General features: G+C 71.8%; 14 protein-coding genes and 1 pseudogene. 10 read left to right on the top strand and 5 right to left on the bottom strand.

The window, feature by feature from the left end; all coding sequences use genetic code 11:
- The 5 genes and pseudogenes from ACYC1Z_RS08620 to ACYC1Z_RS08640 form a co-directional block, all read left to right on the top strand.
- Window positions 1-259, top strand: a pseudogene (locus ACYC1Z_RS08620) (LCP family protein); the annotation flags it as partial.
- Between the two features lie 145 nt (window positions 260-404).
- Window positions 405-1,943, top strand: a complete 1,539-nt coding sequence (locus ACYC1Z_RS08625) for an ABC transporter substrate-binding protein (RefSeq protein WP_461409118.1) — start codon at window positions 405-407, stop codon at window positions 1,941-1,943.
- 76 nt (window positions 1,944-2,019) lie between these two features.
- Window positions 2,020-2,967 carry an ABC transporter permease gene (locus tag ACYC1Z_RS08630; protein WP_461409119.1) on the top strand — a complete coding sequence of 316 codons (948 nt, stop codon included), beginning with the start codon at window positions 2,020-2,022 and terminating at the stop codon, window positions 2,965-2,967.
- Complete coding sequence (locus ACYC1Z_RS08635) at window positions 2,964-3,827, top strand: ABC transporter permease (RefSeq protein WP_461409120.1); 864 nt, start codon at window positions 2,964-2,966, stop codon at window positions 3,825-3,827. The genes ACYC1Z_RS08630 and ACYC1Z_RS08635 overlap by 4 nt, the downstream gene beginning before the upstream one ends.
- Before the next feature lie 2 nt (window positions 3,828-3,829).
- Window positions 3,830-5,683 carry a dipeptide ABC transporter ATP-binding protein gene (locus ACYC1Z_RS08640; protein ID WP_461409121.1) on the top strand — a complete coding sequence of 618 codons (1,854 nt, stop codon included), beginning with the start codon at window positions 3,830-3,832 and terminating at the stop codon, window positions 5,681-5,683.
- A 27-nt stretch (window positions 5,684-5,710) separates the two neighbouring features.
- Here the strand turns inward: ACYC1Z_RS08640 and ACYC1Z_RS08645 are convergent, their stop codons facing one another.
- Window positions 5,711-6,754 (bottom strand): LCP family protein, encoded by a 1,044-nt coding sequence (locus ACYC1Z_RS08645; protein WP_461409122.1) that lies wholly within the window; start codon window positions 6,752-6,754, stop codon window positions 5,711-5,713.
- 214 nt (window positions 6,755-6,968) lie between these two features.
- On the opposite strand from ACYC1Z_RS08645, the gene ACYC1Z_RS08650 reads away from it, so the two are divergent.
- Complete coding sequence (locus tag ACYC1Z_RS08650; protein WP_461409123.1) at window positions 6,969-8,093, top strand: acyltransferase family protein; 1,125 nt, start codon at window positions 6,969-6,971, stop codon at window positions 8,091-8,093.
- Here ACYC1Z_RS08650 and ACYC1Z_RS08655 read toward each other — a convergent pair.
- From ACYC1Z_RS08655 to ACYC1Z_RS08665, 3 genes are all read right to left on the bottom strand, one after another.
- Window positions 8,081-8,518 carry a CoA-binding protein gene (locus ACYC1Z_RS08655; protein WP_461409124.1) on the bottom strand — a complete coding sequence of 146 codons (438 nt, stop codon included), beginning with the start codon at window positions 8,516-8,518 and terminating at the stop codon, window positions 8,081-8,083. The genes ACYC1Z_RS08650 and ACYC1Z_RS08655 overlap by 13 nt on opposite strands.
- A 36-nt stretch (window positions 8,519-8,554) precedes the next feature.
- A complete protein-coding gene (locus tag ACYC1Z_RS08660; protein ID WP_461409125.1) occupies window positions 8,555-9,841 on the bottom strand; it encodes an LCP family protein in 1,287 nt (428 codons plus the stop codon).
- A gap of 200 nt (window positions 9,842-10,041) precedes the next feature.
- The gene (locus ACYC1Z_RS08665) at window positions 10,042-11,280 is read right to left on the bottom strand and encodes an LCP family protein (protein ID WP_461409126.1); all 1,239 of its coding nucleotides are present in this window, start codon (window positions 11,278-11,280) and stop codon (window positions 10,042-10,044) included.
- A gap of 225 nt (window positions 11,281-11,505) precedes the next feature.
- On the opposite strand from ACYC1Z_RS08665, the gene ACYC1Z_RS08670 reads away from it, so the two are divergent.
- On the top strand, window positions 11,506-12,099 hold the full coding sequence (locus ACYC1Z_RS08670; RefSeq protein ID WP_461409127.1) for an acyltransferase: 594 nt from the start codon (window positions 11,506-11,508) through the stop codon (window positions 12,097-12,099).
- 74 nt (window positions 12,100-12,173) lie between these two features.
- Here the strand turns inward: ACYC1Z_RS08670 and ACYC1Z_RS08675 are convergent, their stop codons facing one another.
- A complete protein-coding gene (locus ACYC1Z_RS08675) occupies window positions 12,174-12,998 on the bottom strand; it encodes a DeoR/GlpR family DNA-binding transcription regulator (RefSeq protein WP_461409128.1) in 825 nt (274 codons plus the stop codon).
- 413 nt (window positions 12,999-13,411) lie between these two features.
- Here ACYC1Z_RS08675 and ACYC1Z_RS08680 point away from each other — a divergent pair, with 413 nt between their 5' ends.
- From ACYC1Z_RS08680 to lsrF, 3 genes are read left to right on the top strand one after another with little or no spacing between them, the layout of a single operon-like run.
- Window positions 13,412-15,367, top strand: coding sequence for a bifunctional aldolase/short-chain dehydrogenase (locus ACYC1Z_RS08680; protein WP_461409129.1), 1,956 nt, complete (start codon window positions 13,412-13,414; stop codon window positions 15,365-15,367).
- Between the two features lie 35 nt (window positions 15,368-15,402).
- Window positions 15,403-15,780, top strand: a complete 378-nt coding sequence (locus tag ACYC1Z_RS08685; RefSeq protein WP_461409130.1) for a cupin domain-containing protein — start codon at window positions 15,403-15,405, stop codon at window positions 15,778-15,780.
- A 51-nt stretch (window positions 15,781-15,831) separates the two neighbouring features.
- Window positions 15,832-16,716, top strand: a complete 885-nt coding sequence (lsrF, locus tag ACYC1Z_RS08690) for a 3-hydroxy-5-phosphonooxypentane-2,4-dione thiolase (protein ID WP_461409131.1) — start codon at window positions 15,832-15,834, stop codon at window positions 16,714-16,716.
- The last annotated feature ends 42 nt before the right edge of the window (window positions 16,717-16,758 follow it).

The following is a 16,758-nucleotide window of genomic DNA, read 5'->3' on the forward strand; positions in this document are numbered from 1 at the left end:
CGCCGTGGACGAGGGCTTCGACGTGGTCGAGATGGCCGCGCTCGGGGTGTCCGCCCGCGGGATCTCCACCGGCGACGTCCGCTTCCTCACCGCCCCGGTCGCCGGCCTGGGTCGCAGCCCGGACGGACGCCAGTCCGTCGTCTTCCTCGACGACGCCCGCATGCGCGCACTCTCGGCCGCCTTCGTCACGGACGACGTCGAGGCCTACCTCGCGGCGCACCCGGACGACGTCGAGGTGCTGGGCTGGTCCGTGCGGTGACGCGCGCCCGGCTCGCCAGGCCACGGTTCGCCCGGTCACCACGTGTCTGGCATCCGGACGCGCGGCCGGCCGCCACCGCCCGGTGTGGAACCATGTGCTCGACAGGAGCACCGAAGCCCCGGGTGCCCGAGAACGGAAAGTCCCCATGAGCCACCCGAAGGTCATGCGCGTCGCTTCCCTGGTCGCCGCCACCGCCCTGCTCGCCGCGTGCAGCGCCGGCGCCCCCGACCCCACCGACACGGCCACGAGCGAGCCGACCGGCACGGCCGCCGCCCCCGTCGTCGTCGCCCTCACCGCGGAGCCCGTCAACCTCGACTTCACCACCACCGCCGGCGCGGCCATCCCGCAGGCGCTGATGTCCAACGTCTACCAGGGCCTGGTGGAGATCGACCAGCACGGCGAGATCCAGCCGCTCCTCGCCGAGTCCTGGACCGTGTCCGAGGACGGCACCACGTACACCTTCACCCTGCGCCCCGGCGTCACGTTCTCCAACGGCGAGGCGTTCACGGCCGACGACGTCGCGTTCAGCATCGAGCGGGTGCAGTCCGACGCGTGGGTCTCCTCCCTGAAGTCGCAGATGGACGTCGTCGAGTCCGTCACGCCCGTCAGCGACACCGAGGTCGAGATCACCCTCTCCCGACCCTCGCACGCGTGGCTCTTCGCCATGGGCACCCTCGTCGGCGCCATGTTCGACCCCTCCGGCGTGGCCGACCTCGCCAACGAGGCGATCGGCACCGGGCCGTTCACCGTCGCCGAGTGGCGCCGCGGCGAGTCGATCACGCTCGCCGCCCGCGCGGACTACTGGGGCCAGGCCCCGGGCAGCGACACCGTCGTGCTGCGCTACTTCACCGACGCCGTCGCCACCACCAACGCCCTGCGCGCGGGCGACGTCGACGTCGTCTACAACATGCAGGCCCCCGAGCTCGTGGACACCTTCGCCACCGAGGACGCCTTCCAGGTCATCCAGGGCACCTCCAACGGTGAGGTCATGCTGTCGATGAACAACAAGGCGGCCCCGTTCGACGACGTCCGGGTGCGCCGGGCCGTGCTGCACGCCATCGACCGGCAGGCCGTGGTCGACACCGCCTGGAACGGTTTCGGCACCCTGGTCGGCGCGGCGGTCCCGCCGACCGACCCGTACTACGAGGACCTCAACGGCGTGTACCCCTACGACCCCGGCCGGGCGCGCGAGCTCCTCGCCGAGGCCGGTCACGCGGACGGCCTCGACATCACGTTCTCCGTCCCCACCCTGGCCTACGCGACGGCGGTCTCGGAGATCGTGGTCTCCCAGCTCGCCGACGTCGGGATCCGCGCGTCGATCGAGTCCACCGAGTTCCCGGCCGTGTGGCTGGACCAGGTCTTCACCAAGCACGACTACCAGATGTCGGTGGTCGCCCACGTCGAGGCCAAGGACTTCCTGAACATCTTCGACAACCCCGACTACTACATCGGCTACGACAACACCGAGATCGCGCCCATCGCCGCCGCCGCGGACGCCGCCCCCACCGAGGCCGAGTACGTCGCCGGGATGCGCGAGGTCGTGCGCATCGTGACCGAGGACGCCCCGGTCGACGTGCTCTTCCTGTTCCCGACCCTCGTCGTGGCCAAGGCGGACGTCACCGGCATCCCCGCCAACTCCGTCACCGAGGCGCTGGACCTGACCGAGATCGGCTGGGCCGGCTGAGCCTCGCGCCGCCGTTAGGGTTGAGTACCTGTCGGCGGTACCCACCCGCGCCGCCCGGCCGGACGAGAGAGGTTTCGTGGCACGGCAGCTCCTGGCGCACCTCGCGCGGTTCGCGCTCACCCTCGCGACGGCGTCCGTAGCGGTCTTCGTGCTCCTGCGGCTCCTGCCCGGCGACCCGGCCCAGATCGCGCTCGGCGTCAACGCCACCCCCGAGCTCCTCGCCCGGACCCGGGCGGCGATGGGCACCGACCGGCCCCTGCTCGTCCAGTACCTCGACTGGGTGTCCGGCCTGCCGGTCGGGGACTTCGGCACCTCCTACGTCATCGCCCAGGACCTCGGCCCGCTCATCCTCGACCGCGTCCAGGTGAGTCTGATCCTCGTCGGCCTCGCGATGGTCGTCGCCGTGCTCGTCGCCGTCCCGCTCGGCACGCTCGCCGCCGTGCGGCACCGCCGCACCAGCGGCGTGCTGCTGGCCGGCCTGTCCCAGGTCGGCGTCGCCGTCCCGAGCTTCCTCGCCGGCATCCTGCTCGTGGTGGTCTTCGCGGTGGACCTCGGCTGGCTGCCCGCGAACGGCTGGACCGCCCCGGTGGTCGACCCGGTCGACTTCCTCCGCCGCGTCACCCTGCCCGTCCTCGCGCTCGCGTCCGTCCAGGCCGCCGTCCTGACCCGATACGTCCGCTCGGCCGTGCTGGAGGTCATGCGCGAGGACTACCTGCGCACCGCCCGCGCCAAGGGCCTCTCCCGCACCCGCGCGCTCCTGCGCCACGGGCTGCGCAACGCCGCCATCCCGGTCCTGACCGTCACCGGCGTCCAGCTCGCGGCGCTGGTCATCGGCGCCGTGGTCATCGAGCGCGTCTTCGTCATCCCGGGCCTCGGCTCGCTGCTGCTCGACGCGGTCGGCAACCGGGACCTCGTCGCCGTGCAGGGCGTGGTGATGGTGCTGGTGGTGATCGTGCTCGTGGTGAACTTCCTGACCGACGTGCTCTACACCGTCCTCGACCCCCGCCTGCGCAGGCGCGCATGAGCGCCCCCGGCCTCCCCAGCCCCGCCCCGGCACCGGCCCGCGCCCGGCGGCGCAGCACGCCCACGCTCGTCGTCGGCACCGTGGTGGTGGGCGTGGTGGTGCTCGCCGCGCTGGTCTCCTTCGTCTGGACGCCCTACGACCCGATCCGCGTCAGCCCCGCCGACCGCCTCCAGGGCACCAGCGCCGCGCACCTGATGGGCACCGACCGGTACGGCCGCGACGTGTTCTCCCAGATCCTCACCGGCGCCCAGGTCACGCTCCTGGTGGGCGTGGTCGCCGTCGGGATCGCCCTGCTCGTCGGCACCCCGCTGGGCATCCTGGCGGGCATGCGCCGCGGCTGGGTGGAGGACGTGGTCATGCGCGCCTCGGACGTCATGCTCGCCTTCCCGGCGCTGCTGCTCGCCATCGTCTTCGGCGCCGCGCTCGGTTCGAGCACGACGACGGCGATGGTCGCCATCGGCATCGCCTCCATCCCGGCGTTCGCCCGGGTGGCCCGCTCGGGCACGCGGCAGGTGATGAGCGCGGAGTTCGTCCTGGCGGCCCGCGCCGCGAGCCAGCCGCCGTGGCGCATCGCCCGGCGGCACGTGGTGCCCAACATCGCGGCGATGGTCATCGTGCAGAGCTCGACGGCGTTCGCGCTCGCCGTCCTCGCCGAGGCGGGCCTGTCCTTCCTGGGGCTCGGCACCCCGCCGCCGGTGCCGTCCTGGGGGCGGATGCTGCAGGAGTCCCAGCAGTTCCTGGGCACGCACCCCATGCTCGCCGTGTGGCCGGGCGGGGCGATCGCGCTCGCGGTGCTCGGGTTCAACCTCCTCGGCGACGGCCTGCGCGACCGCCTCGACCCGAAGCTGCGGGGGTGGTGAGGATGAGCGGCCCGACGGCGCCGGACACCCCCGAGCCCCTCCTCACCGTCCGCGGCCTCGGCGCCGCCACCCGCCGCCGCAGCCTGGTCGACGGCGTCGACCTGACCATGGCGCGCGGGGAGCGGGTGGGCCTGATCGGTGAGTCCGGCTCCGGCAAGTCGATGACGGCGCTGACGCTCATGGGCCTGCTGCCGGAGAACGTCACGCCGCGCGGCTCGGTCCACCTCGCCGGGGTGGCGCCGGATCTCGTCACCGCCACCGACGAACAGCTCCGGGCCGTGCGCGGGCGGCACATGACCATGGTGTTCCAGGAGCCGCTGACCTCGCTCAACCCGCTCATGCGGGTGGGGGCGCAGGTGGCGGAGGTCATGGAGATCCACCGCACCGTCCCCGGCCGGGCGCAGGCCCGCGCCCGGGCCGTCGAGCTGCTCGCCGAGGTCCGCCTGCCCGACCCGGGCGAGGCCGCCCGCGCCTACCCCCACCAGCTCTCGGGCGGCCAGCGGCAGCGCGTCATGCTGGCCATGGCGCTCGCGAACGCCCCGACGCTGCTCCTGGCGGACGAGCCCACCACCGCGCTGGACGTCACCGTCCAGCGGCAGGTCCTGGACCTCATGCTCGACCAGGTCGCCGACCTCGGCACCGGCCTGCTGTTCATCACGCACGACCTGGCCGTGGTGGCGAACGTGTGCGACCGGGTGCTCGTGATGAACAACGGCCGCATCGTGGAGGAGGGGACCACCGAGGAGGTCTTCACCCTTCCGCGGCACCCGTACACCCGGGGCCTGCTCGCCGCGTCCGACCTCGACGTCACCGACCACCGCGGCCGGCTCTTCACCGTTGCCTCCGCCGCCGCGTACGTGCCCCCATCGGTGCCCGGCGCCGACGACGGGCGGCCGCCCGCGGGCCACGCTGATGCCGGGCAGCCGCCGGCCGCCCACGGGGTTGCCGGGTCATCGCCCGCGATCCACGGTGCTCCCCGGCTTGTCCCCGCCGGGCGCCACAGCGTCGGGCCAGGTATCGTCGACGGCGCGTCCGCCCCTGCCGACGGGCCCCTCATCCGGGTGCGCGACCTGGTCCGCACCTACCGTCGCGGGCACGTGCTCCGGCGCGGCCCGGAGCAGCGCGCGCTGCGCGGCGTCTCGTTCGACGTCGCGGCCGGGCAGCGGTTCGGTGTCGTGGGGGAGTCGGGCTCGGGCAAGACGACGCTGCTGCGCATCCTCGCCGGGCTCGACCAGCCGACCTCGGGCAGCGTGCGGGTGGCGGGCAACGAGGTGGCGGGCGCGCGTGAGCGCGACCTCACGGACCTGCGCCGCACGCTGCAGATCGTCTTCCAGGACCCGATGAGCTCGCTCGACCCGCGCATGAGCGTGGCGCAGATCGTCACCGAGCCGCTGGAGAACCAGCGCCTCTCGCGGGCCGACCGTCGCGCCCGGGTGCGGACGATCCTCGACGACGTCGGCCTGCCCGCCGACGCCGTGGACCGCTACCCGCACGAGTTCTCCGGTGGCGAGCGGCAACGGATCTCGATCGCCCGGGCGCTCATCAGCCGGCCGCGGGTGCTGCTGGCCGACGAGCCCGTCTCGGCGCTGGACGTCTCGGTGCGCGCGCAGGTGCTCAACCTCCTGGCCGACCTGGTGGACGAGTACCGGCTCACGCTGGTCTTCGTCTCCCACGACCTCGGCGTGGTGCGGCACATCTGCGACAGCGTGGTCGTGATGCGCGAGGGCCGCATCGTCGAATCCGGCGCCGTCGAGGACGTCTACGACCGGCCGCAGCACGAGTACACCCGCACGCTCGTCGGGTCGTCGATGTCGCTGCGGGCGGAGCTGGCGGCCCGCGCCGCAGCGCGGGGGTAGGAGGCGGTGATCACCTCGGGAGGTCGGTCAGCTGACGGCGTCGCCGAGTCCGGGGGCGGCCCCGGGGTTGGCCGCGAGATAGGCGGAGATCCGGTCCTGTGCGAACGCGAGGGCGACCTCGTCGAACGCCGGCTCGTCGAGCAGCACGATCGACTGGCGCCCGTCCGGGCTCCGCCCGGTGCCCGAGTAGGGCGCCGTGATGAAGGTGACGCTGCCGGGGCGCAGCTCCCGCGCGCTCACCGCCAGGTCGCGCATCTCGCCGATGGTGAAGCCCTCGTCCACCGCGACCGACTCGGTCACCGTCTCCAGGAAGCTCATCAGCCGCCCCGGGTTGGTCAGGACGTCGCGGTCGAACGCGGCGGCCATGATGGCGCGCATCCAGTTCTGCTGGCGCTGCACGCGCCCGAAGTCGCCCCCGGCCACGTTGTACCGCTCCCGGGCGTACTGCAGGGCCTGCTCGCCGTCGAGGAGCTGGGCGCCGGCCTGCAACGTTCCGCTGCTGGTCTGCAGCGGCTGGGTGAGGGTGATCTCGACCCCGCCGAGCTCGTCGGTCAGGGCCGAGAACGACTCGAAGTCGGCGACGGCGAAGTGGTCGATGCGTACGCCGGTGAGCTGCTCGACGGTCTGGATCATCAGGCTCGGCCCGCCGTAGGAGAAGGCCGCGTTGATCTTGCTCATGCCGTACCCGGGCACGTCCACCCAGGAGTCACGCGGGATGGACATCAGGGTCGCGCTCTTCCGGTCGCCCGAGACCTGGGCGAGCATGATCGCGTCGGTGCGTTGGGCGCCGACGCGCCACCGGTTCGGGTCGCCGGCGGAGATCCGGCTGTCCGAACCGAGGACGAGGACGTTGACCGGGGCGCCGTCATCGGATTCGTTGGTGGGTCGGTCGGTGAGCTCGTCGAAGGGGTCGGGGATGCGTTCGATGCCGGCGTCCAACCGGCCCTGCAGGTAGGTCACGGTCGCGAACGCACCGCCCGCGAGCAGGAGCAGCAGACTCAGCACGACGATCAGTGCGACCCGTGCCTTGCTGCGCTTCCGCGGTCGGCTGTGCCGCCTCTTCTCACTCACCCGGATGTCCCGTCCTCAAGGCCTCGGCCCGCGAGGTTGTCGACCGCACGGTCGGCGGGGTGCCGACGAGGCCGCCACCCACCTTAGGCGGATGCGGACGAGGACTCGGCGGCGCCCGTTCCGGGGCAGGGCGCAGCGTCGTACGCGGACTCGCCGTTATCAAAGCGTGATACTCGGGATGCGGGTCGGATCGCACCGTCCTACCGTCGGGACGATGATCACTTCACGGTCGGGCAACGACTCCCGGGGCCCTGAGCGTCTCTACGCGCTCGACGGCCTGCGTTTCGTCGCGGCCCTGGGCGTGATGCTGTACCACTACACGGTGCGCTGGTCGCAGGTGTGGGGCACCGACCCGGGCCACGTCTTCCCCGACCTCGGCCCGGCCGTGATCTACGCCGCCATGGGGCCGGAGCTGTTCTTCGTCGTCTCGGGGTTCGTCATCCTCATGACGGCGTGGGGCCGGGACGTCCCGCACGTCGTCGCCTCCCGCCTCGCCCGCCTCTACCCGTCCTACTGGATCGCCGTCGTCGCGACGTCGGTGCTGCTGCTGTGGCTGTGGCCCCAGGGCAAGGACATCTCCGTGGGGGAGGCGCTGGTCAACCTCACGATGCTGCAGGAGGCGTTCGGCGTCCGGCACGTCGACGGGGTCTACTGGACACTGTGGACCGAGCTGCGGTTCTACGTCCTCATCGTCGCCCTGGTGGCGATCGGGATCACCCGCCGCCGCGTGCTGTGGTTCTGTGCGCTGTGGCCGCTCGCCGCCCAGGTGGCCCTCATGGGCGGGTGGAGGGCGGCGTCGACCATGCTCGGGGACGGCTTCGCCCCGTTCTTCGCGGGCGGCATGCTGCTGTTCCTCATCTTCCGCGAGGGTCACGCCCCGGCGCCATGGGTGCTGCTGGGGCTGAACGTCGCGCTCGCCGTGCGCAACGGCGTACCGACCCTGCGGTCCACCATCACCGGCAACACGATCTTCACCCCGGACGACCGTGTGCTCGCCGCCCTGCTGGTGCTGTGCTTCGTGGCCGTGGGGGCCATCGCGCTGACGCCGCTGCGCCGGCTGGCCTGGTCGTGGTTGGTGCCCGTGGGCGCGTTGACGTACCCGGTGTACCTCATCCACGAGTTCTGGGGCTGGTGGGTCATCGACCTCCTCGCCCCGCACGCCGGCCGGTGGGTGGTGCTCGGCGCCGCGTGCGCCGCCGCGCTGGCGCTGGCCTGGGGGATCCACCAGGCGGAGAAGCGCATCGGTCCGCGGATGCGCCGGGCGATCGAGGCGGCGCTCCGGCCTCGCCCGCCGGACCCCCGGCCCGTCGGCAGCCGCGCCGAGGTCTACGCGCCCTGACCGATGCCGAGCAGCGGCCCCTGGATGGCCGGGCAGGTGTCCATGACGACGTCGAGCCCCGCCGCCCTGGCCCGCTTGGCAGCCGCCTCGTCGATCACCCCGAGCTGGAGCCACACCGCCGTCGCCCCGACGGCGATGGCCTGGTCGACGATGCCGCCCGCCAGCTCCGAGCGCACGAAGACGTCGACCACGTCGACCGGCCCGGGCACCTCGGCGAGCGTGCCGTAGCCGGGGGAGCCGTGGACCTCCTCGGCCCTCGGGTGCACGGGGACGATCTCCATGCCCAGGTCACGCTGGACGTACCTGGACACGTTGAACGCGGCTCGCGCGGCATTCTGCGAGAGCCCGACGACGGCCCAGCGGCCCGGGGTGGAGAGCAGGCGACGGATGACGGCGCTGTCGTTGACGTGCGTGGTGGTGCTCATGGCTCCAGCCAACCATGCGCGCGCGGCGAACAGCACCTACAGGGTGGCGACGTCCTCGGGCGTGAGCCGGCCGGTGCGCATCTTCTCGAAGAACCCGGGCGCACGCGCCTCGTCGAGCAGCACGGCAGAGCCGACGCCGCCGGGCCGGTAGTTCAGGTCCGCGATGGGCGGGGTGCCGATGATGGCGTCGGGACCGGTGGCCTTGCGGAAAGCCAGTGCCATGCGGCCGAGGTCGATGATCCCCGTGTCCGGGTCCACCAGCAGGGAATCGATCCCCGCGTCGATGAGCGAGAGCTGCTGGCCCGGGTTCACGAGTGTGCCGGGGTCGGCCACCTCTTTGACCACCGCGGCGACGACCTGCCGCTGGCGGGCCGAGCGGCCGATGTCCCCCAGCGGGTCGGAGTAGCGCATCCGCGCGAACGCCAGCGCGGTGGGCCCGTCCGCCTGGTGGCAGCCGGCGGTCCACGTCAGGGCGGAGAGCTCGTCCTGGACGTCGGAGTCCAGGCACAGCTCGACGCCGCCGACCGCGTCGACCACGTTCTGCACGCCCCCCATGCCGATCTCGACGTAGTGGTCCACCGTCAGCCCGGTCACTCCTTCGACGGTCTGGACCAGCAGCGGGGCGCCACCGATGGAGTAGGAGGCGTTGAGCTTGTTCATGCCGTTGCCAGGGATCTCGACGTATGTGTCGCGTGGCAGCGAGATCAGTGACGGCGTACCGCTGTCTGGCACGTGCATCACCATGATCGTGTCCGAGCGCTGCCCCTCGGTGCCGTCGGGGATCGCGCCGTCCGACCGCGAGTCCGAGCCGGCGAGCAGGTAGGTGGTGCCGGGCGTGCCCGGTGCGCCGGAGAGAGCCTCGGTGTGCTGGATCTTGCCGTTGGCCCACACCAGCAGACCCACGGGCCACGCGATCAGCACAGCAAGGATCAGCAGGAGGATGACGACGATCGGGCGGCGCCGCTTGCGCCGCCGCGACGCGGGACCGCTTGAGTCCGGGCTGCCGGGCCGGGGGTCGGGGGCCCGGACTGCGCTGCTGGTGCGGGGCGCGATGCAGGTTGCCTGGTCGGGTGAGATGGCGCTCGGCCGTCCCCGAGCCGCGGGGGCGTAGGACGGCGGCAATGCCGAGCCGGCACCGTCGTCGGCCTGCGGTTGGCGGATCGACTTCCGCTGCGGCGCACCACCCTGCGGCTGGCGGCGCGGCCGGGGCGAGGAGGTCTCCTGGCCCGGCCCGACGGTGCGGGGCGGCTCAGCGTTCGGCCGGCGGGAGCCGGAGGCGGGTGCGTAGCTCGGCGGCAGCGCGTCGTGCTCGTCGTTGCTCATCCCGGGTCGGCTCCCCAATTCAGGCTCGATGGCTGGCCACAGTCCGTTGGCTGTCCAGACTAGACAGTACGACGCGTCGTGACGGTCGGGTTTGCGGCACGCCAGGTGCGATGCTCATGACGCACGGTGTCGGCCGAAACATACGGTGCGGCGGCCGAGACACGCGGTGCGGTGCTCGCGCCGAAGCCGCCGCGGACGGGTCACAGGGCCGTGGTCTTGGAGCAGGCCAGCGCGGGGTCGTCGGGGGTCGCCTCGGGCGCCGGGTCGGTCGTGCCGGCGACGTCGGCGGGGGCCTCGGTCGTCGGTTCCGTCGTGGGAGTCTCGGGGGCAGCCGGGGGCTCGGCTGGTGGCTCGCCCGCGGCGGTGAGGGTGGCCTCGATGGGTTGGTCCGCGGCGAGGGCCTCCCAGACGGCCCGGGCCTGCGCGGCCGGCACCACACGCGCCCCGGCGGGCTCGAACGGCATGGTGGCGAAGGCGACCTCCTCGAGCCCGATGCTGCGCAGCGAGTTCGCGAGCCCGGCCATGGTGGGCAGGCCGCCGATGTAGGGGCCGGTGGTGAGCGTGGAGGTCGAGGCGTCGAGGAACCGGTACAGCGCCGGCAGGTCCGTGAGCAGGTTCCTGCCCAGGGCGTCACGGGCGATGGCGGCCACCAGCTCTTGCTGCCGGCCGATGCGGGCGGTGTCGGAGCCGTCGCCGAGGGTCTTGCGCGCCCGGGCGACGCCGAGGGCCTCACGGCCGTCCAGCACCTGGCAGCCGGCCGGGAGTGTGATGCTGGCATCTGGGTCGTCGATCGGGTCCGGGATGTACATGGCTACCCCGTCGAGGGCGTCGACCATGTTGATGAACCCGACGAAGTCGACGACGACGAAGTCGTCCATCAAGATGCCGGTGAGCTTCTCGACCGTGCGGATGGTGCACGCCGCGGCCGCCCCTACATCACCCGTCTGGCCGCCGATCGAGAACGCCGCGTTGAAGATCGTGTCGTTCCGTGGAGCGGTCTCGGCGCCGTCCGGCATGGTGCACGAGGGGATGTCCACGAGGGTGTCGCGGGGGATCGAGACGATCTCCACCCGGGAGCGGTCGGCGGAGACGTGCACGATCATCGTGGTGTCCGAGCGCATGCCCTCGACACTGTCGAGGATGCCCGCGGCCACGAGTGCGTCCTCAGTGTTTGGGTCGCGCACGTCCGAGCCCATGACCAGGAGGTTGATGGGGTGGCCGGCCTTCTCGTCGATGGGGACGGGTTCCCCGGCCGCGGTCGGGCGGTCCCCGAGCAGGTCGGAGATGTCGCGGCGGGTGACGTTGCCCTGGATCTCCGAGTAGGCGAGCGCCGCGCCGCTGCCGACGAACAGGACCAGTGCGAGTGCGGCGAGGCCCGCCCGACGGCGCACCGTGTGCCGCTTGTGGTCGCGTCCGTGCCGCGGGGCGGCAGGGTCCACCGCGCCCGGGCGTCCGTGTCGAGGCACCGCAGGCTGCGGCGCGGCACGGAGCGCGCGGCGTGACAGTGGGGGCTGGGACGGCGGCACAAAGATCGATTCTACGTAACGTGGAGGAACTCGGAGCACGCGGCATCGCTGGATACCGTGGCCCGATCGTAGGTGTGACGTGGCTGAACGGCCTGGGATACCGTTCATCCGTCCGTCACCGTGCTCCCGGGGAGTCTCATGGCCGCGCATATCCTTCCCAGCGCCGATGTCTCGCCGGAGGCGACCATCGGGGCGGGCAGCTCCGTCTGGCACCTCGCCCAGATCCGCGAGGGTGCCCACCTCGGGACGAACTGTGTGATCGGTCGCGGCGCCTACATCGGCCCCGGTGTGCACCTGGGCGACAACTGCAAGGTGCAGAACTACGCCCTCGTCTACGAGCCGGCGAACCTGGCCGACGGCGTGTTCATCGGCCCGGCCGTGGTCCTCACCAACGACACCTACCCCCGCGCGGTCAACCCCGACGGCTCGCTGAAGTCTGCGGACGACTGGGAGCGGGTCGGAGTCACGATCGAGCGCGGTGCGGCGATCGGTGCGCGGGCGGTGTGCGTGGCGCCGCTGACTATCGGTGCGTGGGCCACCGTCGCGGCGGGGTCGGTCGTCACCAAGGACGTTCCGGCCCACGCCCTCGTGGTGGGGGTGCCGGCGAAGCAGCTCGGCTGGGTCGGCGAGGCCGGTGTGCGACTGGTGGCCGAGGGCGAGGGCCGGTGGCGCTGCCCGCAGACCGGCCGGTTGTACGAGGAGTCCGGGAACACGATCAGCCGGGTGCCGTGAGCCGGAGCACGGACACCTCCACCGACCAAGGGTGCCGACCGGACGAGTGCCGGGGCGTCCGCGCCCCAGGGTGCTCAGGCCGTCAGCACCGTGACACCTTGCTCCTCCAGCTGCTCGACCAGCGCGGGGTCGACGGGATCGTCGAGGACCACGTGGGTGAACTCTGCTACCTCGCCGAGGCGGTAGAGCGCCCCCTGACCGATCTTGGTGTGGTCCATCAGCAGCACCCGGCGCTGGGCCGCCCCCATCATGGCGCGCTTGGTCATCACCACCCGCTGATCCTGGTGGTAGAGCACGTTGTCGCGCAGGGATGACGTCGAGGTGAACAGGATGTCGGCGAAGAGGCCCGTGAGGTTGTCCTCGGACATCATGCCCAGGAACGAGGCGTAGCGGGAGACGAACTGCCCGCCCAGGCCGATGAGGTTCACGTGCGGGTGACTACCGATCTGCTGCATCGCCGGTAGGCAGTTGGTGATGATCGTCATCGGATCGAGCTGGACCAGATGGGGGATCAGCGCCAGGGCCGAGGTCGAGTCGTCGATGATGACGACGTCGCCGTCGTTCGCCAGGTGGGCGGCCACGGCCGCGATGCGCTTCTTCTCCTCGGTCGCTGTGGCGCTACGGTAGAGCAGATCGCTCTCGTACTGGGTGGACCGCTGGGCGGAGGCGCCGCCGCGCACCTTGCGGAGGGTGCCGAGCTCCTGCAGCTCGTGAAAATCGCGGTGGATCGTCATCCGGCTGACGTTGAGGGCGGTGACGAGGTCCTCGACGTAGACGAAGCCGTCGCGGCGGACCGCGGTGGCGATGTACTCGAGCCGTTCGGCTTTGGAACGGGCGGCGGTCTTCGGGCTATCGGGGGTGGCTACCTCCATGCCCGGCGCTCCGTCCACGGCTGGCATCGTGCGTCCTCTCACCGATCACCCACGCCGTGACAGTCGTCGTGCCCGGCACTCTACGTCACAACTTGTCACACCTTACACCGCGAACCTGCTGGGCCTTCACGTCCGTGGCGGGATCGGTTCCTGTCACCTCGTTCCGCCGATGACGAGCCATCACGGATCGGGCTTGTGATGTGACGTAGATGTTAGGTATCGTTACAAACGTCACCGATGAACTGTCGCATCGTGTGCGAAGAGTTCGAAGGGGAACCCGGAGTTGCCCATCGGATACGGAGAACATGGGCGTTCCTGGACGGGGTGGTCGGAACCGTGCGGGGGCGTGCCTGTGCACATCCGGTCGGCGACGCCCGCAGGACCACGCAGGCATGACGGGCATGACAGGCCGCACGTTTCTTGAGATCGGGGAGTAGAAGATGGCAGGTGCACTCAGCCCGGAGGGGCGCGAGCTGCTGGCTCAGCTGGTGGTGGCATCGCGGACGCTGGGCAGCGACCCGCAGTTCGTGCTGCACGGCGGGGGCAACACCTCGGTCAAGACCACGTGGCACGACGTCACCGGCCGGGACGTCCCGGTGCTGCTGGTCAAGGGCAGCGGGCACGATCTGGCCGGCGTCGGGCCGGAGGGGTTCGCCCCGCTGCGCCTGGAGCGGCTTCGTGAGCTGCTGCCGCCCACACGCCTGCCCGCCGCGGACCTCGCCGACGAGCTCGCCGCCGCCACACTCGATCCGTCGGCCCCGGCCGCGTCCGTGGAGACGCTGGTCCATGCGCTGCTGCCGCACACCGCCGTCCTGCACTCGCACGCCGATGCCGTCCTCGCGCTGACCAACACCCCGAACGGTCGGGAGCTGATCGGCGAGACCTTCGGCGAGAAGGTGGTCGTCGTCGACTACGCCATGCCCGGTCCGCTGGGTGCCGCGGCATGCCTGGCGGCGTGGCAGGCCGCCGCCGATCGGCACGACCGGGCCTGGGGCCTGGTGATCCTGAACCACGGCCTGTTCACCGTCGGGGAGACGCCGCAGCAGGCCCTCGACCGTCACGTCTCCCTGGTGGAGCTCGCCCGGCAACGCGTCCGCGGCACGGGGAGCGGCACGCCGGACGAGACGGTCGAGCCGCACGCGGTCGAGCCGGCCGACATCGCCCGGCTACGGCGGCGGATCAGCGAGCAGGCCGGCCGACCGCTGGTGGTGCGCCGCGCCTACGACGACCAGGTGGCCAACTTCCTCGCTTCCGACGGTCTGCTCGAGGCGGCGAGCAGGGGTCCGATCACACCGGACCACGTGATCTTCACCGGGCGCACCCCGCTGGTGGGCACCGACGTCGACGCATATGCCGCGGGGTACCGGGCCTACTTCGACGAGCACGCGTACCGTGCGGGCGCGGGGCCGCACGACCCGGCACCACGGGTGGTGCTCGACGCGGAGCTGGGCCTGCTCACTGCCGGACGCAACGCCCGCGAGGCGCAGGCGGCGCAGGACATCTGCCGGCACACCATGGACGTCATCGCCGCTGCCGAGCGGCTCGGTGGTTATCGCCCGGCGGGCGCCGAGCACGTCTTCGATCTCGAGCACTGGCCGGCCCAGGTGGAGAAGCTCGCTCGGACCGACGACGGCAAGCCCCTCGCCGGGCGGGTCGCGGTGGTCACCGGCGCCGCGTCGGGCATCGGCCGGGCCTGTGCCGAGGAGCTGCTCGCGAGCGGGGCGTCCGTGGTCGGATGGGACGTCTCCCCGAGCGTGGCCACCACGTTCGCCACCCCGGAATGGCTCGGGTTGCAGGTGGACGTGACCAGCACCGAGGCGCAGCGTGCCGCCCTCGCCGCCGGCGTCGAGGCGTTCGGCGGCCTGGACATCCTGGTCGTCTCGGCCGGCATCTTCCCCACCGCCCAGCACCTGGCCGAGATGGAGATGAGCATGTGGCGGCGCACGATGGGCATCAATGTCGACGCCGTCGCCGAGCTCTACGGCATGGCCCACCCGCTGCTGGCCCAGGCCCCGGGAGGTGGCCGCGTCGTCGTCGTCGCCTCCAAGAACGTCAAGGCGCCCGGGCCGGGTGCGGCCGCCTACTCCGCCTCCAAGGCCGCGCTGGTCCAGCTCTCCCGAGTCGCCGCCCTCGAGTGGGCCCCGGACGGGATCCGCGTCAACATGGTCCATCCCGACGCCGTCTTCGACACGGCCCTGTGGACCCCCGAACTGCTCGCCAAGCGAGCGGAGCACTACGGGATGAGCGTGGAGCAGTACAAGCGCCGCAACCTCATGCACACCGAGGTGACCAGCGCCGCCGTCGCGCGCATGGTGCGGTCCATGGCGGACGAGACCTTCGCCGCCACCACCGGTGCCCAGGTCCCCGTCGACGGCGGCAACGAGCGCGTCATCTGACCGACCCTTCCGCGACCAAGAACAGGAGATCTCCCATGCACAGTGCCTCCACCGAAGGTGCGGCCTACCGCCACGGCGAGTGGGGACCGGCCTACCTCGTCCAGGGGCCCTCGAGCGATATCGGCGTGCTCATGCTCCGGCCCGGCGATGCGATGGACAACCACTACCACAAGCAGTGTGACGAGTCGTTCGTGGTGCTCGAGGGGGAGTGCACGCTCTGGGTGGGGTGCGCCGAGCGCTACACGATGCGCACCGGTGACGTCTACCGGTGCGAGCCCGGTGAGATGCACTACCTGATCAACGAGTCCGATGCGCCCTTCCGGCTCGTCTTCATCAAGTCGCCGGCCAGTCCCGGCGACACGCACACCGCACCGTGGATGCCGGGCCAGCCCGTCCCCACCGTGCCCGCCTGATCCTGGCCGGACTCGGCCAAAATCCCGCCAACACGACAACAGGAGAGAACAGTGGCAGACCTCGAAGGCAACATCGTTGCCAAGGATTACGGCATCGGCCGGGCCCAGCAGACGCCTGGCTTCCACGTCAAGGGTGCCGCCCAGCTGGACTACGGCATGCGCCACCGGCTGTCGCGCATCTTCCGCGAGGACGGCAAGACCGTCATGCTCGCGTTCGATCACGGGTACTTCCAGGGCCCGACCTCCGGCCTCGAGCGGATCGACCTCAACATCGTCCCGCTCGCCCCGCACGCCGACGCGCTCATGGCCACTCGGGGGATCATCCGCTCGGTCGTCCCGGCGTCGAACACCAACGCCCTCGTGCTGCGCGCCTCGGGCGGCCCGTCCATCCTCAAGGACCTCTCCAACGAGCGCCTCGCGATGGACATCGAGGACGCCGTCCGGATCGACGCCGCCGCGGTGGCCGTTCAGGTCTTCGTGGGCGGGGAGCACGAGACGCAGTCGATCCAGAACCTCACCACGATGATCGACAACGGCCTGCGGCTGGGCATCCCCGTGCTCGGCGTGACCGCCGTGGGCAAGGAGATGGTCCGCGACTCGCGCTACCTGGGCCTGGCCACCCGCATCATCGCCGAGCTCGGCGCCCAGCTCGTCAAGACGTACTACTGCGACGAGGGCTTCGAGGAGGTCACCGCCGGCTGCCCCGTGCCGGTCATCATGGCCGGTGGCAAGAAGCTCCCGGTGACCGATGCGCTGGACAAGGCCTACAAGGCCATCGACCAGGGTGCGTCCGGGGTGGACATGGGCCGCAACATCTTCCAGCGGCAGGCGCCCTCGGCGATGATCCAGGCCGTCAACGCGGTCGTGCACGCCGGTGCCAAGCCGGCGGAGGCGGAGCAGATCTACCGCGAGCTCTCCGGCGGCGCGCAGGACTGAGTCCGTCAACGACGAGGCCCGTCCCCCCGGGGTCAACCGGGC

This window comes from Georgenia sp., from assembly GCF_054605595.1.

Bases quoted from the DNA above. Each gene is read 5' to 3' on its own strand.
- ACYC1Z_RS08660 (WP_461409125.1), bottom strand. From the start codon at position 9,841: ATGAGCAACGACGAGCACGACGCGCTGCCGCCGAGCTACGCACCCGCC.
- ACYC1Z_RS08675 (WP_461409128.1), bottom strand. From the start codon at position 12,998: ATGCCAGCCGTGGACGGAGCGCCGGGCATGGAGGTAGCCACCCCCGAT.
- ACYC1Z_RS08655 (WP_461409124.1), bottom strand. From the start codon at position 8,518: ATGAGCACCACCACGCACGTCAACGACAGCGCCGTCATCCGTCGCCTG.
- ACYC1Z_RS08680 (WP_461409129.1), top strand. From the start codon at position 13,412: ATGGCAGGTGCACTCAGCCCGGAGGGGCGCGAGCTGCTGGCTCAGCTG.
- ACYC1Z_RS08635 (WP_461409120.1), top strand. From the start codon at position 2,964: ATGAGCGCCCCCGGCCTCCCCAGCCCCGCCCCGGCACCGGCCCGCGCC.
- ACYC1Z_RS08625 (WP_461409118.1), top strand. From the start codon at position 405: ATGAGCCACCCGAAGGTCATGCGCGTCGCTTCCCTGGTCGCCGCCACC.
- ACYC1Z_RS08685 (WP_461409130.1), top strand. From the start codon at position 15,403: ATGCACAGTGCCTCCACCGAAGGTGCGGCCTACCGCCACGGCGAGTGG.
- ACYC1Z_RS08670 (WP_461409127.1), top strand. From the start codon at position 11,506: ATGGCCGCGCATATCCTTCCCAGCGCCGATGTCTCGCCGGAGGCGACC.
- ACYC1Z_RS08650 (WP_461409123.1), top strand. From the start codon at position 6,969: ATGATCACTTCACGGTCGGGCAACGACTCCCGGGGCCCTGAGCGTCTC.
- ACYC1Z_RS08640 (WP_461409121.1), top strand. From the start codon at position 3,830: ATGAGCGGCCCGACGGCGCCGGACACCCCCGAGCCCCTCCTCACCGTC.